Origin of the sequence: Bacillus bruguierae (genome assembly GCF_037104725.1) — a bacterium.
Classification (GTDB): Bacteria; Bacillota; Bacilli; order Bacillales; family Bacillaceae_G; genus Bacillus_A; species Bacillus_A bruguierae.
This window is the reverse complement of the sequence record NZ_JBAWSX010000010.1, coordinates 1-26248: the sequence shown is the minus strand read 5'-3', so window position 1 is coordinate 26248 and position 26248 is coordinate 1. Positions and strand designations below refer to the sequence as shown.

The window sequence follows — 26248 nt, the reverse complement described above, 5'->3', positions numbered from 1 at the left end:
ATACAAACATTCTCATACAGACACTTCCTCCTTAAAACCCTCTTTGTGTCCATATGGCTATACTAAATCTGTTTACTCACATCCATTACTTCTTAACTTATATTTCGAATTGGACCTTATACCCTTTCATTAGAGCATTGAAATGAGTTCTGCTAAACTTTTACTAATAACTTCAAAACTTCCTGTTTCATAATCTTCTATCTTCACTTGTCCATTTTCATTATCTACAACTACCAACAACCCATTACACTCCATACCTATAGGAATATTCTTTAACTCATTATGGTGCGCCTTTTTATATCCTTGTAAAGAGATATAAAAGTCTCGAAGTTCAATACCTGGTATAACAGGATTTAGTTCCAGTCCATACTCTAAATAACTACCTGCTAAATCAAAAAACCAATAAGAATTATAGTATTCTTTAATCGAATGATGTAATTGTATTGCTAATTTCTTTTCTATATCAGAAAAATCATGAAATACATCTTTTTCTACGGGTTTCCAAAAAATATATTCCTCTACATCTGGATTCCCTTCATATATAAAAGAAGCTGCTTCTTCTATCCACGAAGATTTTGGTAATGAATTATTATAATCTTTCCACTCCTGAAGTAATTTATGAAAATACTGCTTCATTTCTTCTTTCATTTCCACTTCTCCCAAACCATTATTGATCCTCTATTTAATATAATTAACTAATTAGTTCAGTAAAACTTCGTGTAACATAAAATACATTCTTTGTCCAGAATCTATCTGGCTATAAGGTATTCCTTCATCTGCCAACTCTTCTTTAGATTCTGTACCTTCATGCTCCTAAAAAACTACAATTGGATTACCAGTATTCTCTTTATAATCAAACAAATTAAATTGCCTGCTGGATCAATTGCGAATGGAACTAGCCCTATTGGTAATATGTTCTTATAATCTTGATAAATTCCTAAAATATATTGACCACTATTCGTATCAAATGATAATAAATTACCGGAAGCTCTTTTTTTTCTTCAATTTTGAAGCAATAAGGCTTCACGCCAGCCCCGTGATGATTTATAGCACAATTTATATAATTTGTAGGAATTTTAACCCCTATTTCTTTCGCAATATTTTTTATCGTTTCTTCACTAACGGATTTATCAAGAAACCGCCAATTTACAGTTCTTTTCACAAGAACTTCCATATCACTCTAAATACTTATTCTACTATAATAAGTATTTTTATACTTTTAAGTGTTTCAAATGGCTATAAACACTTCCATTCCCTCTCACTTCTTACTAAAACTTTATCGATCAATAAATGATCACCATTTTCCCAAACTTTCTCTATTATACTTTTCAATTTTTCGATTCCGTTACTAGCATCACGATCACAAAAGACAAGAATATCTCTCGCTGGTATCGCAACCGCATAACCATTTGATACAAATTCTGTTAGTGAATAATCCCATAAGTCATCTAAAACAATTAAACTAGCTTCGAAGTTCCCATCGAGAGTTAAAGCAAAGCATTCTTCAGTCAATGTGTGAACCTGAAATTCTTTTTCATCTGCTAATTTATAAAGGTTATTTATCCCGATTTCTAATAATTGCTCCTCATCTAAGCCTTCTACTGTTATATGCCTATTTTGAATATAATGAAAAAGTTCATTTTTATAATCTTCAACTAAAAATGTAATGATTAAATCTTCATTGAAAAATGTATGAACCATACTATCTTCTTCAGATAAAGTAAGGCACTCTTCATCAAGTTCCTCTTTTACTATTGCTTTTAAGTATGCAACCGCTTCCTTACAGAATTGTGTTGTCATATAAATCCCCCACCATCATGAACTATTGTATTTAGAACCGATACTCTCTTTTAACTTCTATAACATTACGATATAAAGTACCAAAACACTACTTTCATGTCATACATACCGTTTATATTTTCATTTGTTCCTCCTTAATTTTTTGATAGATCATTAGACATCTAACAAACTATTAATCATATGGTACAGCACCAATAAATATAAATTCTAGATCCTCATATATATCTTTTACTTTCTCTGCATCGTATTGAAAATCATAAAGCAATATAACGGAATTAATATCATACTCTATATTTTCTTTTTTCATTAAATCTTTAAATTTTGGAATAATAATCTCACTATATGAGAAATCCTTTAAAATATCCTCTATTTTGGTGTTAGGTTTCTCATAGAAATTAACTTCTATGTTATCTTCAGCGTAATAACCAAAACCAAAGTTAACTCCAAACTTTGAATGTATTATATCTCCATCTTCTGTATATTCAACATCAACATATTCTTCAAGATGATTAAATGATTGACTTGTCCCGATCCACAACGAAACCATCCCTCTATACTCCATATTGTCTCCCCTTACGGTGAACGCCCTTATCTTACACCTTTATTAATATGTAAGTTTTCCCGTTCTTTAATTTACTTTTCATAAAAATAGATAGAGTGTTATTCTCTACACATACGCATTATTGGGTCTTGACCGTGAAATCCAATACAGATAGGTATATTACTTTTTCTCTTGTTACAAACGCTAATAAAACAGCACACTGTTCTAGCGATTAAGTATAAAGTATGGCCAATTGCCTTTTGATTTGTATCAAAACCATTTTTAGAGTAAATTTCGGCAAACTCAAGAGATTGCGGGCCTTCTACTTCATTAGTCCAATCGCAAGCCCAATCATCATCCTGTTCTTCAAGAGGAAGATAATCATCACAAACAAAGAAATGACCGCCCCAATGATTATCGAGGTCATATTCATAATATATAGCCTTAGAAGATTCTTCTTTTGCGATTATCGAAGCTTCATATAATCCAAAACTCAATTTTCTTTTGTATACATCTAGGCTAACCGATTGAATTCGTTTTGCATCATTGGTAGACGAGAGGGTAACACATATTTCATAATACTTAGATTTTATTTGCGATACATGTAATGAAAATATATCTTCTTGTAACTCTTCCAGATATTCAAAAATATCCATTTTCATCACTCCTTAAGAAAGTTATGCAGCCTTCTAAGCGATTCAACAATAGAAAAAAACTCTAAAAAGGTTGGTACAATGAATTTATTTCCTCGAAATTTGTTTTTCTTTTAGAACAAGCTTTACATCTCATTAAAAACTACACCAAAATACACGGTTTACTGTTTGTTGAAAAGCAGAGACTTTAATAAAGTTTAATAGTATGTCTTTCTCATTTGTCCCAACATATTTATCGTTATCTACATTATAAAATTGAAGAACTTCCACTTTATATACTCCATTTTCAATGTTAATTTTATAATTGGAGCAATTTTTATCAGGCACTTTATTACTTTCAAATTGTGCTGCCATTGTAAGACAGTCGTAATCAACTACATATAATTGATTCCCAGTTACTCTTATATAGCCTTCTGCTTTTCTGAAACACTTTTGCTCTACTTCTTCCGTTCCAAATTCCACTTCTACTTCCCAAGAATGTTCAATGCCTTCTTCAGTCATCTGAAACACTAAAATATTTCCATTTTTCATTTCATCAGTAAAATGCTGTAGCAACATGTCTAATTCCCAATCCTCATCCACAAATGACTTATATTGCTCTGCATTTACAAGTCCAATAAAATTCGTATCACCAAATTCCATACAAAACCGCATATTTATCCTCCTTGGTATAAATAACCTTTATTTTTAATTATACATTAACTTAACTTATAACACGGTACCTTGGTAGCTATATAGGAAGAAAAATAAAAAAGATAAGATTGAGTAAAAGATCTTATCTTTAAAAAGAGAAAACAAAAGGGAAGTTTGACTGACCAACTGGACATCCAAATTTCCTACTCACCATATCAAGAAGGCGACTAAGGTGGCTTCTTGATGGATTTGCTTTTCATCAAAAACAAGAGCATCAAGCCGTATATGCGAGAACAATCCTGTGAAAAATCCGTATGTGTGGGAGGGATTTGATTCATTTTGTCGAATGGATTCATCTATGAAAACAACATCTTCTCATCAAAATCAACCTACAATTGAATCTCTTCAAGCTCAAATAGAAGAACTCACGAAAAAAGTAAGATGGTACGAAAAACAATTTCGTCTTAGTCAACAAAGAGCTCACCTTCCATTTTTCTACACCAGAAAAGTTTAGTAGGTAATCACGTTCTAATTGATACCAACGAAGACGGTGAGTATATAAATACGTTTCCTTCGCTAACTATTGGCTCATGAGTTAGTAAAACCCTTTTATATGTGCTATAAGGTAATACAGTAAGAAATACATATCAATTTGCTTAGTGATGATGAATAAGGTGTAAATTTGAATACAATATATAAAGGAGCTCAACTCTCAATGGCAAGAAAATTATTAACACAAAGATATCCTTTTTTAATTCCTATTAGAATCAGACAACGTAGGCTGTTTAAAAAAATAAGTGACCGTCTTGAAGGCCATAAATTTTCAAAAACATTTGAGCAAAATCCATTACCTTACAGGATTTATAAACATAAATCTTTGCTTATTAGAAAGTTAGGTGACACTGATATACAGCTGCAATATAACAAAATCACCAATCTAAAGCTAGCCATCTGCAAAATAAACCAAGTTGTAATTAAACCGGGAGAAACATTTTCATTTTGGCATCTTGTTGGTAATTCCAGTGAAAAAGCTGGATATAAAGAAGGAATTATTCTAATGAATGGCGAAGCGATAAAGGGAATAGGCGGTGGTCTCTGTCAGTTAGGGAATCTTCTCTACTGGATGTTTCTTCATTTAGAATTGGAAACAGTGGAAAGATATCGTCATAGTTTCGATCCATTCCCTGACTATGGACGTGTGATTCCATTTGGAACAGGCGCCACTTTAATGAACGGTATTATTGATCTCAAGTTGAGAAATAATTCAAATATTTCCTATCAAGTCAATCTACATCTTGATGAAGAATACATCTACGGAGAAATTAGGGCATCCCAGTATCCTCCATATAAGTATTCTATCGTTGAAGAAGATCATCGTTTTGTAAAAAAAGTAGATGCTCAAGTATACAGACAAAATAAAGTTTATAAAAAAATAGTTGATCGTGTCACAGGTAACTTAGTTGGCAAAGAACTAGTCATGGAAAATGATTGCTTAGTAAAATATGAAGTAGATGATGAGAAAATTGTGGATTCTTTATAGACAAGGATTTTCACACATCGCAACAGAAAGAGCCCTAGGGTAGAATTGTGAAGTCAGCTATCCTAGGGCTTTGCTTATTGTGTTTTGATTTTGTAATGAAACAAGTAGTTGGTAAATCAGGAGCCCATGAAAGTAGTTTTGCTATTTTTTTATATTTTAAAATTGATTGATAGTAAACAAGAAAGGCTGGCAAATTGCCAACCTTTCTTGTTTTTACAGTTTTAATGTTTTGTTATCAAACCAATAATAACAAATAGTGCAGATTTGGCATAAAGTCGTATCGTTTACAAAAAAATTTGCAATGTTCCCCAATTTCTTTGTAAAGTAATACCTAGAAGACTAAATATAAGGCTTTATAAAGTGAACTTCGCCAATTGTTCACCCCAAGATGATAATTCAGTTTCAATAAAGCCAGCCTTCCTATAAGCAATTTTTGCTGAAAGATTTTTAGGATTATATCCAATCATGATTAGAGGAATATTTTTATTATTAATATTTCTTATCTCTTCAATAATGAGAAATATAGCCTGTATACCTATACCTTGTCCTTGGTATTCTTTATCAATCATTAGTCTATAAATCCAATAATTATTATCATCAGAGTCTATTCCAAACATTGTAAATCCTATCAACTTACTATCAAGATATATACCTTTTGCATAGAAATTATCTAAAAATTGAACCTCTGCAATAGAATAAAGATTGGAGGCGATAAATGTACGTTGTTCTTCTTTTACCGATAATTCTATAGCCTCTTCCCAATTACTTTTGTCAATGGGTTTTAAAGATATTTTGTTCAATATGATCCCCCTTTCGAATATAGAAGGGAACCACGTAGTTTTTGAACTATTAAAACGTTATTCCCTCATATTTATACCCCAAAATACTATTACCTTTTAGCATTCTTCCCTCTTTTTCTATTTTTCACTTCCTTTTCTATTATATGTTATAAAAGTAATGTGTATAATAAAGTATTTTTTGTTTATTTGTTCCAAGTTCTATTATATTTTATGATACTATTAATTTGAAATAAATACACATCATGTTGTTTTATTTCATGTATCATACCAATACAAGTGATATAGAGTTATTATTAATACGAACCTCCAAAACTATATGGTGGTATGTCTACGAAGCAAGAAGGTAAAAGGAGGGTTTATATGTTGAGAAAAAACAAATGGATAAATTATGCGAAAGTGTTTGTTTTTTATTTCATTATACTGATCGTATATGCCGTATTGTTTGAGTCTGGTAAAGAGTATATGGAGGTAAGAATGGATAATAATCTTTTACCTCAATTATATTTAGCTGCGGGGCGTATACTTTTGGGATTGTCGATATGGTTTCTTCCGGATAAGTTAGGGATTAAGATTCATTTCATTTGCAAAATTCTTACATATATCATTGCGATGATACTAGCGCTTATCTTCTTAGATGCGTTGGGTCTGTTGGATTAATAGAGTATAAAATAGGATGTACCGAATGATATTATGTGTGATACGGTGTTGTGTACTATAAAATCTATCAATAATCTTATTTTATCACATATACAAACTCGCAAAGTGCGGGCCCAAAGCGCCTATTATAGCTTTAAAATAAAAAACTTTAGGATAAGTTTTATTGAATATTAGCCTCATTTAGTTTAATAAAGCATCCCTGCTTCTTTCAATGCCTTTTGATAAGTCTTATAATTTAGCTTTTTAACATCGTCCCGAAACAAATTTTTTCTAACAGTATTAAATAGTTCGCTCGAGATGTTAGGAAATTCATTTTCCCAATGCTCTCTTTTATCCAAATTAATTAACGATTCAACGGTAACAAGATAAATATTGGGGAATTGCTTCTTAATGTCAGAAGAATACTTTAGAAACTCTTTTAGGTATTTATCAAAATGGTGACAATCGTATTCTTCAGTACCTGTATAGAATGGAAACCCACTTTCATCTTCCCACTCAAGGAGAAGTCTCCAAAAAACAATAAGTGAATCCGCTCTATTTACTGCAGTAAAAACATCTATGATGCTCTCCCTACCAATCCCTTACAAACCAATGATTGTATAATAAACATGAGAAAAGAGTGATCCTTATGACCACTCCTTTCCACTTTATATTTTTTAAATTATGATTTTACTTATTTATTTTCAAATCGCCCCAAAATCACCGTGAGATTTCGCCCAAACATGCTCTCGGTTCCAATTATCGACCCCTGAACCATTTGTAAATTTTCCTTGCGAACGCCCTGTATATAAGAGAAGTACATTATTTTTATTATTTGGATCTTCATCAGTATCTCTTAGCGCTTCCCAAACTGCACTGTATGATATCTTTGTATGATTATCAATAATATTATGAAGTTCCTTTTTTAACTCTAAGCCCGTTTTCCCCTTCATGTTATTATAATATGTATCATCATAATTAGTTGAAGTTACCCCTTGATTTACTTAGATAAAAACCCAGTGACAGAGAATCTATATAATTAATGTAAAAAACACAACAAAGAATGATTTTTCATGTTTTAATAGATAAGGTAGATAATTATTCCTGAAATTCATAATTTTCACAGTTCTGTAAGGGGGAAACTATGAGAAAAAAGTATAAGAGGTTAACGGTTGTAATTAGCTTATTGATAGGATTAGGCATATTTTCTTATTTACAAAATAATTTATTAGGTGTAACTGAGATTACGATAAAATCAACTAAAATACCTAGTGCATTTAAAGGTTTCAAAATTGTACAATTGTCTGATTTACATAGTAACGAGTTTGGGGAAAACCAAAAGAAGTTGATAAAAAAAGTGGAAAATATTAATCCTAATATAGTTGTTATCACAGGTGACTTTATTGATAGTGAACGATATAATGCAAAAGTAAGTTTGGAAGTGGTTAAACAACTTGTAAAACATTATCCAGTTTATTTTGTAACAGGAAATCATGAAGCATGGTCAGGTCGTTTTATGAACCTAGAAAAAGACCTAAAAAAATACAATGTTACAGTTTTAAGAAATGAACATGCCATTATTAAAAAAGATGGACAAGAAATATATATTTTAGGCATAGATGACCCAGCATTTAAAGTTAGTAATAGTAGTGACTCTGAGTTTGAAGGAATTAGTGTAGTTGCAAAAGAAGTCATACAGGCTAAAGAAGGTATCGATCCAAATGGGTTTAAAATATTATTATCCCATAGACCAGAACATCTCCGTGCATACACTGAACAACAAATAGATTTGGTGTTTACAGGTCATGCTCATGGTGGACAGGTTAGAATACCTTTCGTGGGAGGTTTAGTTGCACCTGATCAAGGATTGTTACCAAAATATACGGCTGGAATGTATAAAGACAAAGATACTTCAATGATAGTAAGTAGGGGGCTAGGAAATAGTATCATTCCTCAAAGAATTTTTAATAGACCGGAGATCGTATTTGTACAATTTAAATAAAAAACTGCACCTCCGATTGTTAGACTGTGTCTAATAATTGGAGGTGCAGTTCCAAATTCTCGGCTTTTTTATCAGGATAATAATTAGCTTGTGCTCTACTTTCGGCAGTATCAGTATTAGATTTTGCTTTCCCGCAATTATATGCTCCTACATAGTATACACAGCCTGCCATCTCTTTGGCATTTGTTAGTAGGCCTCACCATACATGTTATATGTCCTAGTAACAGAGTTCTTACCATAGACCGAAAAGTAACACGATATCAATGATTCTCCTAATTCGAATGCTCTTCTTTTATGATTTATAATGTAACAAATTATAGTATTTCTATATAACCTTCTGTTCCATTCACTCGAATGCGTTGTCCATCTTTTATCAGCTTGGTGGCATTTTCTGCCCCGACAATTGCTGGTAAACCATATTCGCGTGCGATAACTGCTCCATGCGTCATTAATCCACCTACCTCAGTGACTAGCGCTTTTATAGATACAAACAATGGGGTCCAGCTAGGATCAGTAAAGGTTGTAACCAATATATCTCCCTCTTCTAAATTCGCATTTTCCATATTTAAGATGACACGTGCTCTTCCTTCGATAGCACCGGAAGAAACAGGTAGACCTGCAATAGCATTAGATGGGAGATGCTCCCGTTTGTATTCACCTGTAATGATTTCTCCATCGGACGTGATAACACGTGGGGGAGTTAGTTTTTCATATAGTTTGTACTCTTCTTTTCGTTTGCTGATGGTTTGGTAATTCAATTTATTTGTACATACGACTTCGCGAAATTCCTCAAAAGTAAGATAGTATATGTCTTCTTTTTTACGAATAACTTTGGCTTGTACGAGCTGTTCGGCTTCTTTCAGTAAAGCCTGCTTATAAACGAAGTAGCGATTAATCATGCCGTATTTTGGATACTCCCGATAACCGATAAAATTCCGGATCAGGCTGATTATTCGTTTTGTCTTTTCGGCTTTTCGTTTACCATCCGGTAATTGCTTCAATCGGTCTAATAACTCTTGTTCTTTTTTCAAAGCTTCCTGTCGCCCTTGCTCAAATTTTCGTTTGCTAGCATTAGGCTCAAAGTTTTTGATGTTACTGAGAATCATGGGGATGAGTATAGTTGGTTTTTCGCTCCAACGAGTTTTAGTAATGTCGATTTCTCCGGGACATCGCATTCCGAATTTGTTGAGATAAGCATTGATAGCATCTTGGATTTCCTGTCCACCATCAAACTTAACCAGTTCATCCAAAAAGTTATCATCTTTTACATTTTGTAGATAATCAATTACTTCCGGATAAGGACGAATCACATCGGCGACATCCAATAGCGCCAGACCCATTTCCGAAGTAATATTATTTGGTACAGATAGAGAAAGCGTGTCTGCTACATTTTTTTCACCTAACCACTTGTTCATTTTTTCATTAATCCATGATGAAGCATCCATAGCAGCCATAATCACACCCAAACTTTGTGGGTCAAATAAAATCTTCTTTAATTGCTGGATATCTTCCAGGATAAAATCAAATAAATCCGATCCTGATTTCGTTTGGATGTTATGCTTTAACTCTTCTATCGATGTTTGACTACGCTTAATCAAATCAGAAACGATTGTCGGATCGTTTTCGATTTGTGCCTGAAGACCCGCAAACGACATATCTTTATTGCTTTTATCAGGACTCTGTTCTTTTTTATCATTTGGTAACGATTTTATAAAATCTCCTCGCTCTATTATGGTCATAAGTGCGCCTTTGATGAGCGGATCGGATTGTCCCAAGGTATCCATTATCGTTTTTCTGCTGACAGGCGCAGCTAGATTATGCGTGATATCAACAAATAATCTTCCACCAGCTTTAAACCTGGGTCCAAAAGATGTTAACTGGAATAAAGACATTCCCAATGGTTTCAAGGGGTCGGTCATCATTTGTTGATGACCAACAGATACATAAACGTGATTTTCCTGATCATTTGCTTCAGGGATGGGGTATAAAGTAGTGATTGGCCGACTCTGGACAATATAAAATGTATCATCAACCAAACACCATTCGATATCTTGTGGGCAACCAAAATACGCTTCGATCTGTCTTCCGATACGTGCCAGTTGTAAAATTTGTTGGTCAGTAAGTGTTTGGCTTTTTTGCTGATTGGGTTCTATTTGCTGTGTTTCTGCGCCTCCTTCTTTTAAGGCGTAGATTGCTAGTTTTTTGGTTGCAATCATTTTATCGATAATCTTTTCTCCTTGCACCTTATAGCAATCGGCAGATACTAAGCCGGAGACAAGTGCTTCTCCTAGTCCAAAGCTAGCATCGATGGATAACAGCTTTCGATTGGAAGTAATCGGATCAGCAGTAAATAGTATTCCGGAAGCATGTGGAAAAATCATCCTTTGAATAACAACAGACAGATAAACCTTGCGATGATCAAATCCGTTTTGCATTCGATAAATCACAGCACGATCAGTAAATAGTGAAGCCCAACACTTACTAATATGTTGTAAAATTGCATCTTTTCCTTTGATGTTTAGGTAGGTATCATGTTGACCAGCAAAGGAGGCAAATGGAAGATCCTCGGCTGTAGCACTTGAACGAACAGCATATGCATGCTCGGCGCCAAAAGTTAAGAGATATCGATCGATATCTTCTTCAATCCCCTTCTCGATCTCGATCCCCTCAATCAGTTCACGAATCTTCCTACTAATTTCACTAATTCTTTCTCGTTCGTCCATTTTTTGAACTGCTAGTTGATCCAGTAATTGATGAAGCTCCTCATTCTCCCCAATAACTCTTTTATATGCCTCAGTGGTAACACAAAATCCCTCTGGTACAAGTATTCCTTCAAGCCTCGAACATTCGCCCAAATTCATCCCTTTACCACCGACCACCATTTGTCTCGTTTTATCGATCTCCCGAAACTCTAGTACATATGGTTTCATGTCTTTCCCTCCTATTTATCCCGCATTAACGGGCAGTAAGACCCCCACCTCAAGATTCGGAGAGAAACGAGGAAGATAGGGGAAGATAACTGCCCGTAAAATCCCGATTGGTCGGGCTTTCCATCAGTGGGAGATGAAAAAACTCTCCACTGATGGAAGTTTCACTTTATCGCTCGATACCAAGACGAATCATATGACAAAAATTGTTCATCTAATCAACCAATTACACTACCCACTCGTTCTTGCTTCTGGTGAAGTTCCATGTTCTTATCAAGCCCCCCTTTAAAAAAATAAAAATATGGATTGACTAAAAAGGATTTTATGGTGTATAATTAAAATAGGGATAATTTATACAAAAATCTATTATTAGTGTATCTATATAAATTTACCACAGTTTCTCATTTTTATCAATGTATTTACACGAGCATAATTGTCGCAAGTTAAAAGGAAGAAAAAAACATTTCACAAGACAAATGACTCACACTAAATAATATCCAATCATTTAGTGTAGCGTTAGGGAAATGCGGATTTACAACGTTAAGAAATTCCAATATTAAAAAGCCCAATTTCTTAGTATTAGTATTAATATTAAGAAATTGGGCTTTTTCTGTTACCCCATTAAAACACCAGATTATTGAGGATTTTAAAGAGTGATTATACAGTAAAACATCACATTCTTATTACTTTTTTTCAGGAAGAACAATTCCTTTATATAATTGAACTGTAATAAAGTAATAGATCGAATAGATAACTACGAAAATCAAGATCGGTAACCAAATACGGAAATATGGATCAATTAAGATGAAACCAAAAATCTTCATACCTAATAATACATGAATTATACCTACTATCCCCGGAAATAAAAACACTAAAAATAACTCTTTATAAATGGATTTTGCTAATAATTCATGACGGACTCCAATTTTACGAAGCATTTCATAGCGTACAATATCTTTTGATGCACCAGAAAGAATCTTAAACATTAAGCAGCTTGCCATCATCGAAAGGAAAGCAATACCTAAGAAGAAACCCATAAATACTGTTCCGCTGGCACTGGTGTAAATCCCAGTATATATTTGATATTTACTGAAGATATCTTCAGCTGTGACATTTTTATATTTAACTAGCTGCAACTCGTCAATTTTTTTCCATTTATCTAAATATGTTACAAAATCCTCAGTTTTTCCAATTACAACAATGTTTTCTTTTTCTTGTATGCCATCGTACATTTTTTGATCTACTATTTTTTTTACTTTTTCCATGTAATTTAAATAGGTTGGTTGAAGAGAGCGTAAAGCGTCATCCCACTCTTCTGGGATAATATTTGTATTCTCCATATGTTCCTCACCATATTTTGAAATTGCTCCTACAGGAAGATTTCCAGAAACTCGTTTTACTTTCCCTCTATTCTTTTTTTCTATTCCAGCTTGCACAAGTGGACGGTTTTTCTCTAGATCTTCTTTCAAGTAGTAAACATATTTGTCATCTATCTTATAGTGATATTCATTCTTTTCTTTAAATGTAATACCATCTAAAATATTCTTTTCTTCTGCTGTCGGATTATGAATGACTGTATCGTATATTTCAAGTTGATCCGTCGATTGAATTACGTTATTCTTGAAAGCCATCCCACCTGAAATCGCCCCCGCACCAAGTGCTACTAACATTGCTACTGTTGCGAGTACCTTTGTTAAACTATTAATACGAAAGTTTAATTGAGCAAATGTAAAAGCATTAAGACCTTTCTCACTACGCTTTTTATTACTCTTTAATTTTTTAATAATAAGCGGAAGGACAGAAGTAAATAACATATACGTTCCCGCTGTAGTTGTAAGCATCGCAATCATAGGACCCTGTTCTTTTAACTTATCCATATAAATCATTGAAGTATATCCAATTCCTAATAAAATAATAGCTAAAAATGAAACAATCCCGGTCCACTTACCTTTAATCATTGTACGTTCTGCTGAAGCATCTGCATGTACAAGTTGCAGAACGGAGATGCGTGATAATTTCACACTATTCATAATGGCAGATAACACAAATAATACCAAGAAGAACATACAAGTAACTAACATAGATGGTACATAAAACCCTTGGTAACCACTCGCAGTAAAATCCAGTTGCTTCATGAGGAGTTTACCAATCCCTTGTGAAAGCCCTATTCCTACTGTAATTCCAATTACTAAGGATACTGCCCCAATAATAATCGTTTCCAGAAACATAAGTAATGTAACCTTATGTTTTTTTGCACCTAACATCATATACATCCCAAATTCTTTTTGGCGAAGAGACATCAAAAAAGAATTTGCATATAGAACATAGAAGAATGTAATGATTGCTAATAGAGCTGAACCCGTTTGAAAAACAGGCGCAATGGACCGAATAGTAGTATTTGCTTCAACAAATGCTTTATTTAATGCTAGCGTTTGAAACATGTAAAAAATTGAAATTGACATAACAAGACCAACTAGTAAGACAATATAATCTTTTAGCTTACTTTTTAGTCCTGATATAGAAAGTTTAAATATCATGGTGGGTGTCCTTTCTTATCCTTTTTGTGTACCTAAATCCGCAAGTACATCTAAAATTTCTTTATAGAACACTTCACGCGTACCACTACGATGAATTTCTTTATATAACTCACCATCTTGAATGAACAAAATGCGCTGGCAATAACTTGCACTATATGGATCATGAGTAACCATCATAATCGAAACATCTTGTTTTTCATTTAAATTTTTCATTGCTTCTAAAAGGCTTGTTGCATTTTTTGAATCCAGTGCCCCTGTTGGCTCGTCCCCTAAAATAATTGCTGGTTCATGTACAAGCGCGCGTGCTGCCGCGGAACGTTGTTTTTGTCCACCAGATACCTCAGATGGATATTTTTGAAGTATTTCCGAAATCCCTAACATATTGGCTACTTTCTTTACTTTTGGACCAATCTTACGCGATGGGACTCCTTGAAGTGAAAGTGGAAGCGCAATATTTTCATAAATAGATAGATTCTCTAATAAATTGAAATCTTGAAAGATAAATCCTAATTTTTGAGAGCGAAAATTTGAAAGCTCTCCTTGCTTCATTTTAGTGATATCGATACCAGCAATTTCAACAATGCCGCCAGTTGCTGCATCTAATGTTGAAATTACATTTAATAATGTTGTTTTTCCTGAACCAGACGGTCCCATGATTCCAACAAATTCTCCCTCTTGAATCGAGAACGATACATCTCTCAAAGCGTGTGACTGATTTTCACCTTTTTTACCGTACACTTTTTGAACATTTTTTACATTTACAACTGAGTTGTTCATAATATTCTCCTACCTTTGTTTTTAACTCGATAAATTCATTATTTATTTTTTTAGTTTTTCTTTTGCTTTCTCAGGAACTTCTTTTTCCTGCACTTTCTCAAATTTGTAAACATACTTTCCTTTTACATGAACCTTTAAATAAGAATCTGAATAATCATCCTTACCAGAAACCCCTACTTTAATGGTATTTTCATCGCCTGATTCATCAACTCCGTTTAACATGTAAAAATATCTCTTACCATCAGGTTTTGCTTCCCCTTTTGTAAGGACGTACACATCTTTTTCTTTCACTAATGGATTAAATCTATCTATTGTTTCTCCTCCCATATAAGTTAATAATCCACCTCCTACAACAACTAATCCTGACACTGCAATCCATGCTTTTTTCATCTATCTTTTCCGCCTTTCTTTTCCTATTTAATTAGATGTCATCTCATTCATCCTTTGGGATTTTAATGAGAATGAATATGCTTTCTAACACATTTCTAAGTATAGAGAGTGTTTCTTAATAAATACTGAGGGGATTTCTTAACTTTTTCTTAACAAAAGCTTTAAACTTTAATCATTCAATAATTTTCCAATCTAATAAAAAAGAACTCTTTTGCAAGAGTTCTTTTTTACCCTGTTAACACAAGGCACATTTTCAGTTTGTATCATTTCATTACACCTAGAAACAATTTATATAACATTATTACTTTTCTGCCTCAATGGGAAGTGAAATAATAAAACGCACAATACCGTCTTCATATTCTGCCCGAATGTCTCCGCTTTGCAAATCAACAATACTTTTTGCAATGGCAAGTCCAGATCCTTCTGAGACTCTGCTTCTTGATTGATCCTTTTTATAAAAACGTTCAAATAAATTCTTCAATTCAATATGCTAAGTTTCCTTTTGCTATCTCATTTACTCCTTGCACCATCGCTTCAATTTGCTTCATTTTTCTCTTTGTAATATAAAAGAAAGAAAAGATAAACACGATAATTCCAATAAAGGAAGGGAGAATTCCCTCTTTTGTTTCATATGTGATATCTCCTTCTGGAATCCCACTTACAAACATATACAAGTTTTTCCCTTTCGTTTCTGTAACGTTTTTTTCTTTTTTCTCTTCATGATCTCTTTCGTAAAAGACCCTGTTCCTGAGCCTAATTCTACGATACATTTTGCCACTTCAAAATCGATTGCACCCACCATTTTTTTGCTAGTATATTAGAACTTGGTGCAATTGCTCCAGTGTTTTTTGGATGTTTTATAAATTCACTTAAAAATGTGATAAATTGCATCAACTATCTCCCCGTTCATTCGGCATTGTGTTAAGTCGATTTCAGTATAAATCGCATTTCTTAACAAATTTCGAGAGAGTTTCTTAAGTTTTTCTTAAAAGGAGTAGCATTTAACGTGATTGCAATATGGCGGTAATCCGTTCATGTTTGAATTTAGAATTTAAAATCTTGATGTAATGTATTGCCTCGTGCATAACCATATTTCATAAAAATTGTCCCTTTTTGGGACTAACTTTAGATACTAATTTATGACATCTATTTATCTATTGATAATACAGCACTTTAAAAATCGAATCATAACTTTTAAGTTATGATTCCGATATGTTCGATATTTTTAAATTGTATTAAACATTAAGTAGCGAATCCGCTGCTTTTTATTTTATAAAGAAGAAAACCTAATGATAATTCTTTTATGGTAACATGGAGGAAAAAAGTGGGTGGATGAATGTTATTAGGAGTCGGTTTGATTATATTAGGAATTTTGATTACCAGTATTACAACATACTATGAAATAAAGAAAGCTGGAGGTATAAGTTGGTTAGAAGTTCTAGTATTCCCTGTGGGCTTAATTATAGGTATGATATTCAATCACTTTGATTTACCAGAGTTTTTAATATTGTTAGGATTAGTATGTATTGTATTAGGTAGCGTTATGGTAATGGGTATCAGTATTATATAGAAAAATCTAAACGCAGGGAGCATCTAAATAGGATGCTTTTTATTTTATAAAGGGATTACCGCGAGATGGTGAATATGGCTAGGCAACGAAGCCAAGATCATGATAGAGCATTTGATATATATAAGGGGTCACCATACATGCCCATCAACTTAAGAAAATAAATCCACCCCAAAACGAAAAAATGAGCTTTTTTACTACAAGTTAGCACAAAATTTCGTTCTGGGGGTGAGTGATAATAAAGTCGTTTCAAAACAAATATAGTTATTTAAAAAGATGGTGTGAAATTTCAATTAACACCATCTTTTATTTATATGTTGTATTATAAAAGTATGAAATTAACGCTTCTGTTTATTGATATAATGTATAATGGCGTTATATAAAAATTCAGCTAAGTCTTCATTACTAAATTGATTTATATAATTTTTGAATCGATTATCAAATTTATACGTATTTGCAATACATGTCAACATTTCAGAGTCACATACAATAGATTGTTCGAGATAACTTTTCCATTCTACAATTAATTGCTGTACTTCATCGGAAGTAGGTGATTGATTAATATAGGAGGCAATTTTTCTAAATACTCTTTCCATGTTTTGTTCGAATTCATGAAATAAGTTCGCTTTTTCACTAGGAGAGTGTTTTTTCAGTTTCCCCTCAAATTCTTTGTATTTTTCTGTTTCTCCATAGATGAATTTCGCTTCATGAGCATATTGTTCTTGTAATGGTAAAATGGATGAATTATTAAAAATATTTAAATTGTAGATATCCTTTCCTGATACATACTCATCCACCGCAGTAATAATTGTTTCTAAACGTTGTTTTTTTAACAATAAAGTTTGGTTATGCTTCTTTAATAATTGTTGCTGTTCTTCTCTCGTAAGTTTCAAAATATCCGCAATTTCCTTTAGAGAAAAGTCCATTTCCTTAAAAAATAGAATCGTTTGAAGTTTTGCTAAACTGTTCCTGTCATAGAGTCGATAACCATTTTCTGTTAAGTAAATTGGCTTTAATAAATTTATTTTATCATAATATTGTAAGGTTCTTTTTGTTATGCCTGTAATTTGGACAATATCTTTAACCCTTAATAATTGTTTCTTCATCCCAAAATCCTTTTATTTCATCTAATATTAGATTGGCAGGAGTTATTGTGGCTTCAAAGATATTTTTACCTGTTTTTTCTAAATAGTATTTAATTAAATAGTATCCACAGGCATAACCAGCAGCATAAGACATATTGACTGGCATATAGTTTTGAATTTTTGCTAATTCGTCACCATAAAGATACGGTGCAATTTTATCAAATCCTGTTAATTGTAATTGTTCCTTGAGCACAGGTTTAATATGTCTATTAAGCATTTCCATAGTTGTTTTCGATACCCAAGGACCGAGTAGATCTTCTCCAAAAATAGAAGTAGCAAAGTTTTCTGCTAACCCTTCACTAACAATTAATTCACCTAAAGTAACAGTATGGTCCCACTGAATAAATTGATATCGAACATTATGATTACATTCATGTGCTAAAGCAGCTTTCATTCGAGGTATTGTGTATTCATTTGGCACAAGTGTACACAAAATATAGCCAGGGATACCTCCATCACCACTATATCCTTCATTTAACATTAATGAAGGGCTATTTGGATCCCCTAATAGAATCGTGAATAAGTAATCGGATACACGAAGGTTCACATCATGCTCTCTAAATAAATGAAGGCTTTTCCTAACAGCTTCTTTACACTCAGACCAAAAAGAATCAGACGAAATCAATTCTAATTCTGGTGTAATCTCATTTGTAATCTGATTAGGAGAAATGCTCATTATATTATTCAATGTAATAACATCAAAACCATTTGGCTCATCAGCTTTAAATGGAACATATTGAATTTCCCATTTCTCCATAAATGGAGCCAACATTTCTTGTCTGTATAACTCAACCTTTTCCTCTTTTGGAGCTTGTAAAATTTTTCGATATATTTTATCTGAGCGTAATGATTTTATATTCATTTCTTTCACTCCTTATTTAATATAGTTAAAATTATGCACTATGACGTAGCGTTATAGTCAAGGGGATTAACTAAAAATATAGCAGGAGGATGGGATTAGGTGTTTTTTGAAATATTAATAGGACACTTTCATTTGTAATTAGGGGCCACCATACATGCCCATCAATTTTAGAAATTTTAATACCCTCGAATACCGAAAAACGTTATTCTTTCTAAAAATGATAGATTGGAAAGGATGGCGTTTTCTTATGAATCTCTCTATTCAAGATGAATTACAACCATTTGCGGAAGAATTACAACGATATGTTACACCCACATTTTTAGAAGAACTTGCAAGAGAACTTGGGTTTGTAAAACGAAAACGCAAGTTTTCTGGCTCAGACTTAGCTACTATTTGTATTTGGATGAGTCAACGAGTGGCAAGTGACCCTTTGGTTCGATTATGTAGTAGGCTTTACGCTGCGACAGGTACTTTACTCAGCCCTGAGGGCTTAAATAAACGCTTAAATACAAAAGCAGTTTTGTTGTTACAACATATTTTTTCTTTACTGTTACAGCAAAAAGCATGTGAACAAACGAAAATTTCTAACCACCTCTTCTCTTATTTTCAACGAATTCGTATCCTAGATGCCACCGTATTTCAAGTGCCAAATGCCTTAGAGAATGTATATCCAGGCTCTGGAGGTTGTGCCCAAACAGCCGGAATCAAAATTCAATTAGAATATGATTTGCACAGTGGAGAATTTCTTAACTTTCAAGTTGGACCAGGAAAAAATAATGACAAAGCATTTGGTACGGAGTGCTTAGACACTTTACGACCAGGAGATTTATGTATTCGTGATTTGGGTTATTTTTCATTGGAAGACTTAGATCAAATGGATCAACGAGGCACATACTATATTTCTCGTTTGAAATTAAACACGAATGTATATGTGAAAAATCCAAACCCGGAATACTTTAAAAATGGTGCAATAAAAAAACAATCGGAATACATACAAATTGATGTAAAACAGATTTTAAACCAACTACACCCCGGAGAAGCATTTGAATTAAAACATGCTTATATTGGTGATAAACAACAACTGTTTTCACGTGTTATTTTTAATCGATTAACAGAAAAACAACTTCAAAAAAGACGAGCGAAAATCTCGGAGAAAGAAAAATCTAAAAATAGAACGTACTCAGAGAAAAGTAAAATGGTAGCGGGATTAAACGTGTACGTGACGAATACACCTTGGGAATGGGTTCCGATGGAACAGGTACATGAGTTATATACTTTGCGTTGGCAAGTAGAAATTATCTTTAAAACGTGGAAATCACTCTTCAAAATAGACCATTATCGTAATGTAAAACAAGAACGATTAGAGTGCCACTTATATGGAAAGCTAATCGCTATTTTCCTGTGCTCCTCTACTATGTTTAAAATGCGCCAACTTCTTTTGCAAAAGAAGAAAAGAGAATTAAGCGAATATAAAGCGATAGGAATGATCCAAGATTATCTATATCTTTTGTATCAAGCTATACAGAAAGACACTCAAGAAATAACAAAGGTTCTAATCCGTTTATTCCACCTACTACAGAAAAATGGGCGGAAATCTCATCGATATGAGAAGAAAACAGTCTTTGATATTATGGGTGTTGTCTATGAGTATAGTGAACTTAGAAAACAAAAGAAAGCTGCATAATCTTTAAAAATGATACCTATCTAGGTTTATTTAGCATGCTCATTTTTAATGAATAAAAAGTGTTGTAAGAGTGTTGTAGTTTATTTGAACGAAAGTTCATTTTGTTTCCGTTCTTAAGTTGATGGGCATGTATGGTGAGGCCTTGAAGAAGAAAATAAGCAATTGCGTGAAAAAGAAAATGAAAAGCTTACTGATTACTTCATGAAGTTATAAAATTAGGACCGTACATATTAGACATATCTAAAATGTACGGTCCTTTTGTTTACTAGTGGTTCACTTATCTAACCTAAAGATAAGTATGTGGTCCTTTTACAATTTGAATTTCTTTTTAAGCTTCTTATATTTTCTATATGAACGTCTAACAATGTTTAACATGAAATACGGTATTTTAACAGGGAAAGGCAATTTATAAATGAAAGGCAAGTAAAATGTAAAATATGCCTTTTCTAGGTCTCTCCACTTACTATCTTCTTTTGTTTTTAAGAAATCAGATACATCGACTACATATCCCCTTCCGTTTTCCATCATCACATTTTTCCCGTGAACATCACAAGGAGTTAATCCTTGTTCCCTTGCATACTCTAAAGCTTCATTGATATCAAGGATTACCTGCTTAGGAATTTTAATCCCCTTATGAATAGCATCGTATAAGGTAATTTCTTTTAAACGTTTCAATACTATGAAATTTTCTCCTTTATATATAAGCTTCGAATAAGAAGGATGATTTCCGATTCTTCGGTATACTTCTGACTCTTTTTCAATTCCTTCTCCTTCTCGCGCGTAAACTTTCACTATCCAATCTTTGTATTCTTTGTGCATAAATACTGCGGCATAATTACCTGTCCCTAAACACTTCCAAAGTCTAGGAATATCTTTAACTACTACAGGTTCGAATTCATCCTCACTTCTTATGCTTACCTCTTTTAATAATTCATCCTTTATCAATCCCACAAAACTATTTATACTCATCATTTCCACTCCGGTTTTGTTAAAAGGGGTCCCATCCACATTTTAAAATGAATATGTCAAGACATATACAATTTAATTTCCCTCATACTGTTTGGCAAGTTTATAAAATAAAGAACGTTTGATTTTATATTTTTCCATAGCTCCTACGGCTGTAATTGAACCGGATTTCCATTCCTTATAAGCATCCGTAAATTCTTCTGTTATTTCGATAGGCGGACGCCCTAAACGTTTACCTTGTTTTCTGGCAAGAGCAATTCCTTCAGCTTGACGTTGTTTAATATCAATGCGCTCTTTTTCTGCAAAGGCAGATAATATTGTAAGTGTTGCTTTTTGAATTGCGCTCTGAATAACACCATTTGTACTTTCTCCAGTGTAATTGACGTTAATGTATGGTTCCTTTATAAATTGTAAATTTACTTTATGTTTTTCGTAATATCTAAATTCTTCTAATGTATCATTCATATTCCTTCCAAGTCTTGTCAAGGAATCAAACACAATGGTATCTCCTGTACGAACAAGACGTTTTAGCATTTGGTAATTCTCTCTCTATATATTTTTCCCAGATTCTTTATCTATGAAAATATCTCGATCTTCTATTCCTAAATCTTTCATATTCTGAATTTGTCGTTCTTCGTTTTGATCTTTACTCGAAACTCGGACATATCCAAATTTTTTATGTTTCATATGCTACACCTCACTGGTAATTATACCAATTATGTCTGTAAAGATATATAAAATAAACAGATGTCTGTAAAATAAGAAATGGATATTTATAGACGTTGTTTTTTATAGTTTCCTATGTATCTGTAAAGGTATACTTTTTCAGATGATTCAAGGGGGCATTTAACACTAAATACATTAAAGCTAAAAATGTATCTAAAGGTGTACCTTTTGATACTATGAAATAAACCTAAAGAAATATATGTTGGTCCAAAATAAAGTTTGAATAAAAATATCCCACAGCACACCGTTCTTACGGCACATAAAAAGAAACCATTTTGAAAAAGATTGATTAAAATGGTTTCTTTCCTTTTTGAATAAACATTCTGTTTTATAAAAAAGTTTGATTAAAACTCACTTAGAATTCTTTAATAGAAAAGCATCAAAACATCTCATCTTTTTTATAATCACCGTAACTTTATTTTAATGCCACATGAAACAGATTTGAAGCTACTTTCACAGGTAAATTTCATTAATCTCAAAGACCTATAATGACTGTCCTTAGAGTAGTAAAATCAGTGTTTTTCGATGTCGAAAATCGCTTAACGTAGATTTTTGTTAAACGTGGACGGGCCCCGTCAAATAAATAACAAAATGCATAAGTTCACCTAGCATAGTAAATCCTAAATTTGAGTTTAACAAATCAATTGGAGGCTTGGATTATGCTGGATTTTTGTAATAACGTACCCGATAATGTAAAAAAGATTATTACAGAAAAATGCCGAGTTGTTAATATTTGTATTTTTATAACACCTAGCGTAAATGAGGATATGATGGATGCGCTTAAAAATAAAATTTGTGAACAGTTAAAAAGGGCATCAGAAATTTGGTGTGGCTGCAAAATTATGTTCAACATTAAAAGTTTTAGAAAACTTGTTGAAATTGTAGACTATCCGAGTGAATATTATTTTAAGGCTGAAGATATTATATCCGCTGAGCGATTTCGAGAGAATTCTAAGGCTAATCGTTTATGGGATCTTAAACCTTGTTGTTCCGATAGACCCCATGTGAATCTCTACTATATTGGAGGTAATAAGTTTCAAAGTGGGGAAAGTGGGGTTGGAATGTGGGAAGATAATTCAGAGGGTGGCAGGTATTTTATAGCGATAGCAGAGGGAGAAACTATTACAGAGGTTCTAGCTCATGAGCTGGGACATGTCCTGAGCTTAAGTCATTCTTCTGACGAAAGGAACATCATGTACCCAAGACCACCTGGTTCAAACGTAACTGATGATCAATGTAGACAAATCAATAATCCAAAACGCCACCTCATACAAGAGGAATTTTGTGAAACTAAATTTGTAAGAATTTTTCCAAAAATATTTGAAGTTGAAATTTTAAATATGAAAGTTTATGAAGTTGATGACGGTGCTGATCCTGAGGATGACATTGAAATACGGTGGGATTTTCACATTGAAAACACTGGTGATGGTACTATCATCACCAAATCTTGGGAACACCACCAAATTGAAGATGATAACCCTAACATCCCGTATCACATAGGTGTTAGAGCTGTTTTTGTTGTTAATAAAGAAACAGATATAATAAAATTACACATATCTGGAGTGGAATTTGATACTGGACACGATGATGCTTTACCTTCTACCACAAGAGATTTTGATAAAGTTAATAACTGGGGAACGAATTTTCCTAGTTCAATTTTCTTAACTAATAGTGAAATTGAATGTGAGATGGCACTAAAAGTAACAGAACTTCCTCAAGAAGAGCAACTAATACCCGGCGTTTGCGAAGGTGCAATAATTAGAAATTAACAACAAGCCTAACTGTTGATTTTGAATAAAGTTTGATCAAAAATAGCTTACAAATCCTTATTTAGTGAGAATCAAAAAGAAACCATTTTGAAAAATATTAATCAAAATAGTTTCTTTTCTTTTTGGATGAACATTCCGTTTTATAAAAAGTTTGATTAAAACTCACTTAGAATTCTTTAATTAAGGAGATAAAGCATCGCGACTTTTTTATAAACGTCGCAACTTTATTTAAAAGCCACAATATATAATTATAATTATAAAGGGTAGTTAATATTAATTTGTTTTTGGTAGAAGTTTTGATAACGTATTTAAGTAATATATAAGATACCAATCTTGGGGCATTTCATAACTCTCAAAAATCATCGTTTTTGATAATTATAAATCCAACTTTTCTATTTTTGAACGTCCCAAAACTTTACTTTTTGGGACATTTCGTTATAAACAGAAAGGTATCTTTTTATTTAATATCATTGAAAAAATCAGTTTTACATGTATTATTTTCAATTTCTACAGTTAGTGAATTATAAGAATTCAACTATATTTCAAAACTACACAAAAAAGCCGTCCGATAGGCGGCTTTGCTATTTATGGTAAGTGTACATTTCCCTATTCAAATATGTGGACATAAAACATATCTTGTTCTTGTTTGAATTCAATATTGGCAGCTGTTTGACCGTTGTCAATCTCACTGACTTCGTGCCGAATATAATCGACATTAAGTCGCTCTAAAATGTATTCTGCAAATTGATCTTTATGATTGTTCCCTTCAGGCATGTTTAATTTTCTGGAAACAGCTCCGGTTATCAAGTCCGCAATTTGAATCACCACAAACGTTTTAGATGGCATGCCACTCATGATTTCAAGACGAAGTTCCTCTTCGTAATTACTTTTAAATCGTTCTCGTAAGAGTTGTCTCGTTTCTTCTAAATGAAGCTTGTCGGAACCGTCGTCTGCGTCTTTGTAATAGCAGATACTTCTTGGAAGAGATAATCTTCCGCTTTGTACTTCATGCTCAATCCCAAGATGAGCGAGCTGATAATACAGAGAATAAACAGATTGTTCTAGCGTCTTGTATTGAATTTGACTCTTCCTCACTGTAACTGCTTTGAAACTCATCATATCTGAAAATTGCATGACTTTATCAAAAAATTGTTTATATAACTCAAGTTGATTCTTTTTCATCTCTGTAAAGTGAAACTCATTTGGAAAACGAATCTGCTCTTGTTGCGCTCGTTCCCTGTTCTCGGCTAACCATGCACGCATATCATGCTGCACTTCTTGATGACGTTGCATATCATTAAACCAAACACTGCCTACAATCAAGTACGCCTCACTACCAGTTTTCCCACTTTCGTCCGCATACACAAATATCAGTGGATTGCTTTGAGGTTTCACGGCTGTTATTTTCTGACGCTGTTCTCCTGCCAAGTCTTGGCGATAGATTCGAGAATTTAATTTCAAACGTGAGATATAGTAACCTCCTTTATTATGGATATTCTGTAAGTCATGTAAGTCAAAATAGCCTAAATCTCTTATATACAAGTCTTTGGGTCGAATGGTTTGTAGGCTTGTTGAACCAAAGGTTTTATCATTTTCTCTTCCTTCTCCTACATAAACGTGCAGGAACTTCCCACTCAATAGGTCATACTCTAATTGAATTTTGACTCCTGCCGTATGGCTACTTCCACCTGAACCTTGATAATGTGAAGAAAATTTATCTGGAAGTTGAAGTGTTGTAGAATCTAGAATCCGAATGTGCTTAAAGGTCGTGGTATATTGATGAAGTATTTTTTGTGTTGAATGAATTTTTTTGGCTAGAAGGTTAGCTAGAACTTGTTCAAGAAACTTTACTGCGGAAGCATTAAATCGTTGGTTAAGCCCTTCAGGGCTGATAAGAATACCTGTAGATACTTCAAGATAGCTACATAATTGCGTGAGTGATGTACTTGCAACCTGTTGACTAAGCCATACACATAAAGCAACTAACTCCTTTGCTTGATATTTACTCTTTCGTTGAACGAATCCTTTTTCTTTAGCTAGGTGTTCTAAAACATGAGGAGACATATGTCGTTGTAATTCTTCAGCAATCGGTTGAAGTTCATCAAGAATCGAAAGATTCATAAAAAACGCCATCCTTTCCTATAATTCTACAGAAAAGATAACGTCTTTTTTGTTTTATGGATAGTGCAAAATCTTAGATTGATAGTGATGTAGCGGGACCCCATAGTTAAATATAAGTTTCTTCAACTCTATCCAACCATTCGTTTATTAGAGTGTTAAAAATTTGTGGTTG

General features: G+C 33.1%; 22 protein-coding genes and 4 pseudogenes. 6 read left to right on the top strand and 20 right to left on the bottom strand.

The genetic code is table 11. The annotated features are described in order from the left end of the window. Window positions 1–129 precede the first annotated feature (129 nt). The 6 genes from WAZ07_RS16335 to WAZ07_RS16310 all read right to left on the bottom strand — a co-directional run bounded on the left by WAZ07_RS16335 (window position 130) and on the right by WAZ07_RS16310 (window position 3636). The gene (locus tag WAZ07_RS16335) at window positions 130–648 is read right to left on the bottom strand and encodes a SecY-interacting protein Syd (protein WP_336473301.1); all 519 of its coding nucleotides are present in this window, start codon (window positions 646–648) and stop codon (window positions 130–132) included. A 289-nt stretch (window positions 649–937) separates the two neighbouring features. Beyond that, a complete protein-coding gene (locus WAZ07_RS16330) occupies window positions 938–1162 on the bottom strand; it encodes a hypothetical protein (RefSeq protein ID WP_336473300.1) in 225 nt (74 codons plus the stop codon). Window positions 1163–1236: 74 nt separating this feature from the next. Beyond that, complete coding sequence (locus WAZ07_RS16325; RefSeq protein WP_336473299.1) at window positions 1237–1800, bottom strand: DUF1444 domain-containing protein; 564 nt, start codon at window positions 1798–1800, stop codon at window positions 1237–1239. A gap of 172 nt (window positions 1801–1972) precedes the next feature. Continuing rightward, window positions 1973–2362, bottom strand: coding sequence for an immunity 22 family protein (locus WAZ07_RS16320; protein WP_336473298.1), 390 nt, complete (start codon window positions 2360–2362; stop codon window positions 1973–1975). Between the two features lie 98 nt (window positions 2363–2460). Further along, on the bottom strand, window positions 2461–2997 hold the full coding sequence (locus WAZ07_RS16315) for a hypothetical protein (RefSeq protein ID WP_336473297.1): 537 nt from the start codon (window positions 2995–2997) through the stop codon (window positions 2461–2463). Between the two features lie 132 nt (window positions 2998–3129). After that, window positions 3130–3636, bottom strand: a complete 507-nt coding sequence (locus WAZ07_RS16310) for a hypothetical protein (RefSeq protein ID WP_336473437.1) — start codon at window positions 3634–3636, stop codon at window positions 3130–3132. A 706-nt stretch (window positions 3637–4342) separates the two neighbouring features. On the opposite strand from WAZ07_RS16310, the gene WAZ07_RS16305 reads away from it, so the two are divergent. Next, window positions 4343–5167 (top strand): VanW family protein, encoded by an 825-nt coding sequence (locus tag WAZ07_RS16305; RefSeq protein WP_336473296.1) that lies wholly within the window; start codon window positions 4343–4345, stop codon window positions 5165–5167. A 353-nt stretch (window positions 5168–5520) separates the two neighbouring features. Here WAZ07_RS16305 and WAZ07_RS16300 read toward each other — a convergent pair whose 3' ends face one another. Further along, window positions 5521–5967, bottom strand: coding sequence for a GNAT family N-acetyltransferase (locus tag WAZ07_RS16300; protein WP_336473295.1), 447 nt, complete (start codon window positions 5965–5967; stop codon window positions 5521–5523). A gap of 360 nt (window positions 5968–6327) precedes the next feature. Between WAZ07_RS16300 and WAZ07_RS16295 the strand changes: the two genes are divergently transcribed. Then, window positions 6328–6624, top strand: coding sequence for a hypothetical protein (locus tag WAZ07_RS16295; RefSeq protein WP_336473294.1), 297 nt, complete (start codon window positions 6328–6330; stop codon window positions 6622–6624). A 692-nt stretch (window positions 6625–7316) separates the two neighbouring features. Here WAZ07_RS16295 and WAZ07_RS16290 read toward each other — a convergent pair. Continuing rightward, window positions 7317–7601 (bottom strand): annotated as a pseudogene (locus WAZ07_RS16290) (endonuclease); the annotation flags it as partial. Between the two features lie 146 nt (window positions 7602–7747). Between WAZ07_RS16290 and WAZ07_RS16285 the strand changes: the two are divergent. Then, window positions 7748–8605 (top strand): metallophosphoesterase, encoded by an 858-nt coding sequence (locus tag WAZ07_RS16285; RefSeq protein ID WP_336473293.1) that lies wholly within the window; start codon window positions 7748–7750, stop codon window positions 8603–8605. Window positions 8606–8919: 314 nt separating this feature from the next. Here the strand turns inward: WAZ07_RS16285 and ppsA are convergent, their stop codons facing one another. The 7 genes and pseudogenes from ppsA to WAZ07_RS16255 all read right to left on the bottom strand — a co-directional run. Beyond that, the gene (gene ppsA / locus WAZ07_RS16280; RefSeq protein WP_336473292.1) at window positions 8920–11535 is read right to left on the bottom strand and encodes a phosphoenolpyruvate synthase; all 2616 of its coding nucleotides are present in this window, start codon (window positions 11533–11535) and stop codon (window positions 8920–8922) included. A 680-nt stretch (window positions 11536–12215) separates the two neighbouring features. Then, window positions 12216–14069 (bottom strand): ABC transporter permease, encoded by a 1854-nt coding sequence (locus tag WAZ07_RS16275; RefSeq protein WP_336473291.1) that lies wholly within the window; start codon window positions 14067–14069, stop codon window positions 12216–12218. A 15-nt stretch (window positions 14070–14084) separates the two neighbouring features. Then, window positions 14085–14846 (bottom strand): ABC transporter ATP-binding protein, encoded by a 762-nt coding sequence (locus WAZ07_RS16270; protein WP_336473290.1) that lies wholly within the window; start codon window positions 14844–14846, stop codon window positions 14085–14087. A gap of 42 nt (window positions 14847–14888) precedes the next feature. Beyond that, window positions 14889–15236: a YxeA family protein gene (locus WAZ07_RS16265; protein WP_336473289.1), complete on the bottom strand. Its 348-nt coding sequence runs from the start codon at window positions 15234–15236 to the stop codon at window positions 14889–14891. A gap of 301 nt (window positions 15237–15537) precedes the next feature. Beyond that, the gene (locus WAZ07_RS26415) at window positions 15538–15717 is read right to left on the bottom strand and encodes an ATP-binding protein (RefSeq protein ID WP_461781909.1); all 180 of its coding nucleotides are present in this window, start codon (window positions 15715–15717) and stop codon (window positions 15538–15540) included. 4 nt (window positions 15718–15721) lie between these two features. Next, a pseudogene (locus tag WAZ07_RS26410) lies at window positions 15722–15922 on the bottom strand (HAMP domain-containing protein); the annotation flags it as partial. A gap of 8 nt (window positions 15923–15930) precedes the next feature. Continuing rightward, a pseudogene (locus tag WAZ07_RS16255) lies at window positions 15931–16127 on the bottom strand (SAM-dependent methyltransferase); the annotation flags it as partial. 445 nt (window positions 16128–16572) lie between these two features. Between WAZ07_RS16255 and WAZ07_RS16250 the strand changes: the two are divergent. After that, complete coding sequence (locus WAZ07_RS16250; RefSeq protein ID WP_090914499.1) at window positions 16573–16806, top strand: hypothetical protein; 234 nt, start codon at window positions 16573–16575, stop codon at window positions 16804–16806. Window positions 16807–17141: 335 nt separating this feature from the next. Here WAZ07_RS16250 and WAZ07_RS16245 read toward each other — a convergent pair whose 3' ends face one another. Both WAZ07_RS16245 and WAZ07_RS16240 read right to left on the bottom strand, forming a co-directional pair. Beyond that, window positions 17142–17909 carry a MerR family transcriptional regulator gene (locus WAZ07_RS16245; RefSeq protein ID WP_336473288.1) on the bottom strand — a complete coding sequence of 256 codons (768 nt, stop codon included), beginning with the start codon at window positions 17907–17909 and terminating at the stop codon, window positions 17142–17144. Beyond that, a complete protein-coding gene (locus WAZ07_RS16240) occupies window positions 17884–18810 on the bottom strand; it encodes a DUF2268 domain-containing putative Zn-dependent protease (RefSeq protein WP_336473287.1) in 927 nt (308 codons plus the stop codon). Before WAZ07_RS16240 ends, WAZ07_RS16245 begins: the two co-directional genes overlap by 26 nt. Window positions 18811–19057: 247 nt before the next feature. On the opposite strand from WAZ07_RS16240, the gene WAZ07_RS16235 reads away from it, so the two are divergent. Further along, on the top strand, window positions 19058–20494 hold the full coding sequence (locus tag WAZ07_RS16235; RefSeq protein ID WP_336473286.1) for an IS4 family transposase: 1437 nt from the start codon (window positions 19058–19060) through the stop codon (window positions 20492–20494). Window positions 20495–20803: 309 nt separating this feature from the next. On the opposite strand, the gene WAZ07_RS16230 is transcribed toward WAZ07_RS16235, so the two are convergent. Together WAZ07_RS16230 and WAZ07_RS16225 are read right to left on the bottom strand one after the other, a co-directional pair. Further along, window positions 20804–21463 (bottom strand): protein kinase family protein, encoded by a 660-nt coding sequence (locus WAZ07_RS16230; RefSeq protein ID WP_042984588.1) that lies wholly within the window; start codon window positions 21461–21463, stop codon window positions 20804–20806. 72 nt (window positions 21464–21535) lie between these two features. Next, window positions 21536–22147 (bottom strand): annotated as a pseudogene (locus tag WAZ07_RS16225) (recombinase family protein). A 698-nt stretch (window positions 22148–22845) separates the two neighbouring features. On the opposite strand from WAZ07_RS16225, the gene WAZ07_RS16220 reads away from it, so the two are divergent. Next, a complete protein-coding gene (locus WAZ07_RS16220) occupies window positions 22846–23955 on the top strand; it encodes a matrixin family metalloprotease (protein WP_336473285.1) in 1110 nt (369 codons plus the stop codon). Between the two features lie 606 nt (window positions 23956–24561). Here WAZ07_RS16220 and WAZ07_RS16215 read toward each other — a convergent pair. Continuing rightward, the gene (locus tag WAZ07_RS16215; protein ID WP_336473436.1) at window positions 24562–26019 is read right to left on the bottom strand and encodes an IS4 family transposase; all 1458 of its coding nucleotides are present in this window, start codon (window positions 26017–26019) and stop codon (window positions 24562–24564) included. Window positions 26020–26248: the final 229 nt, after the last annotated feature.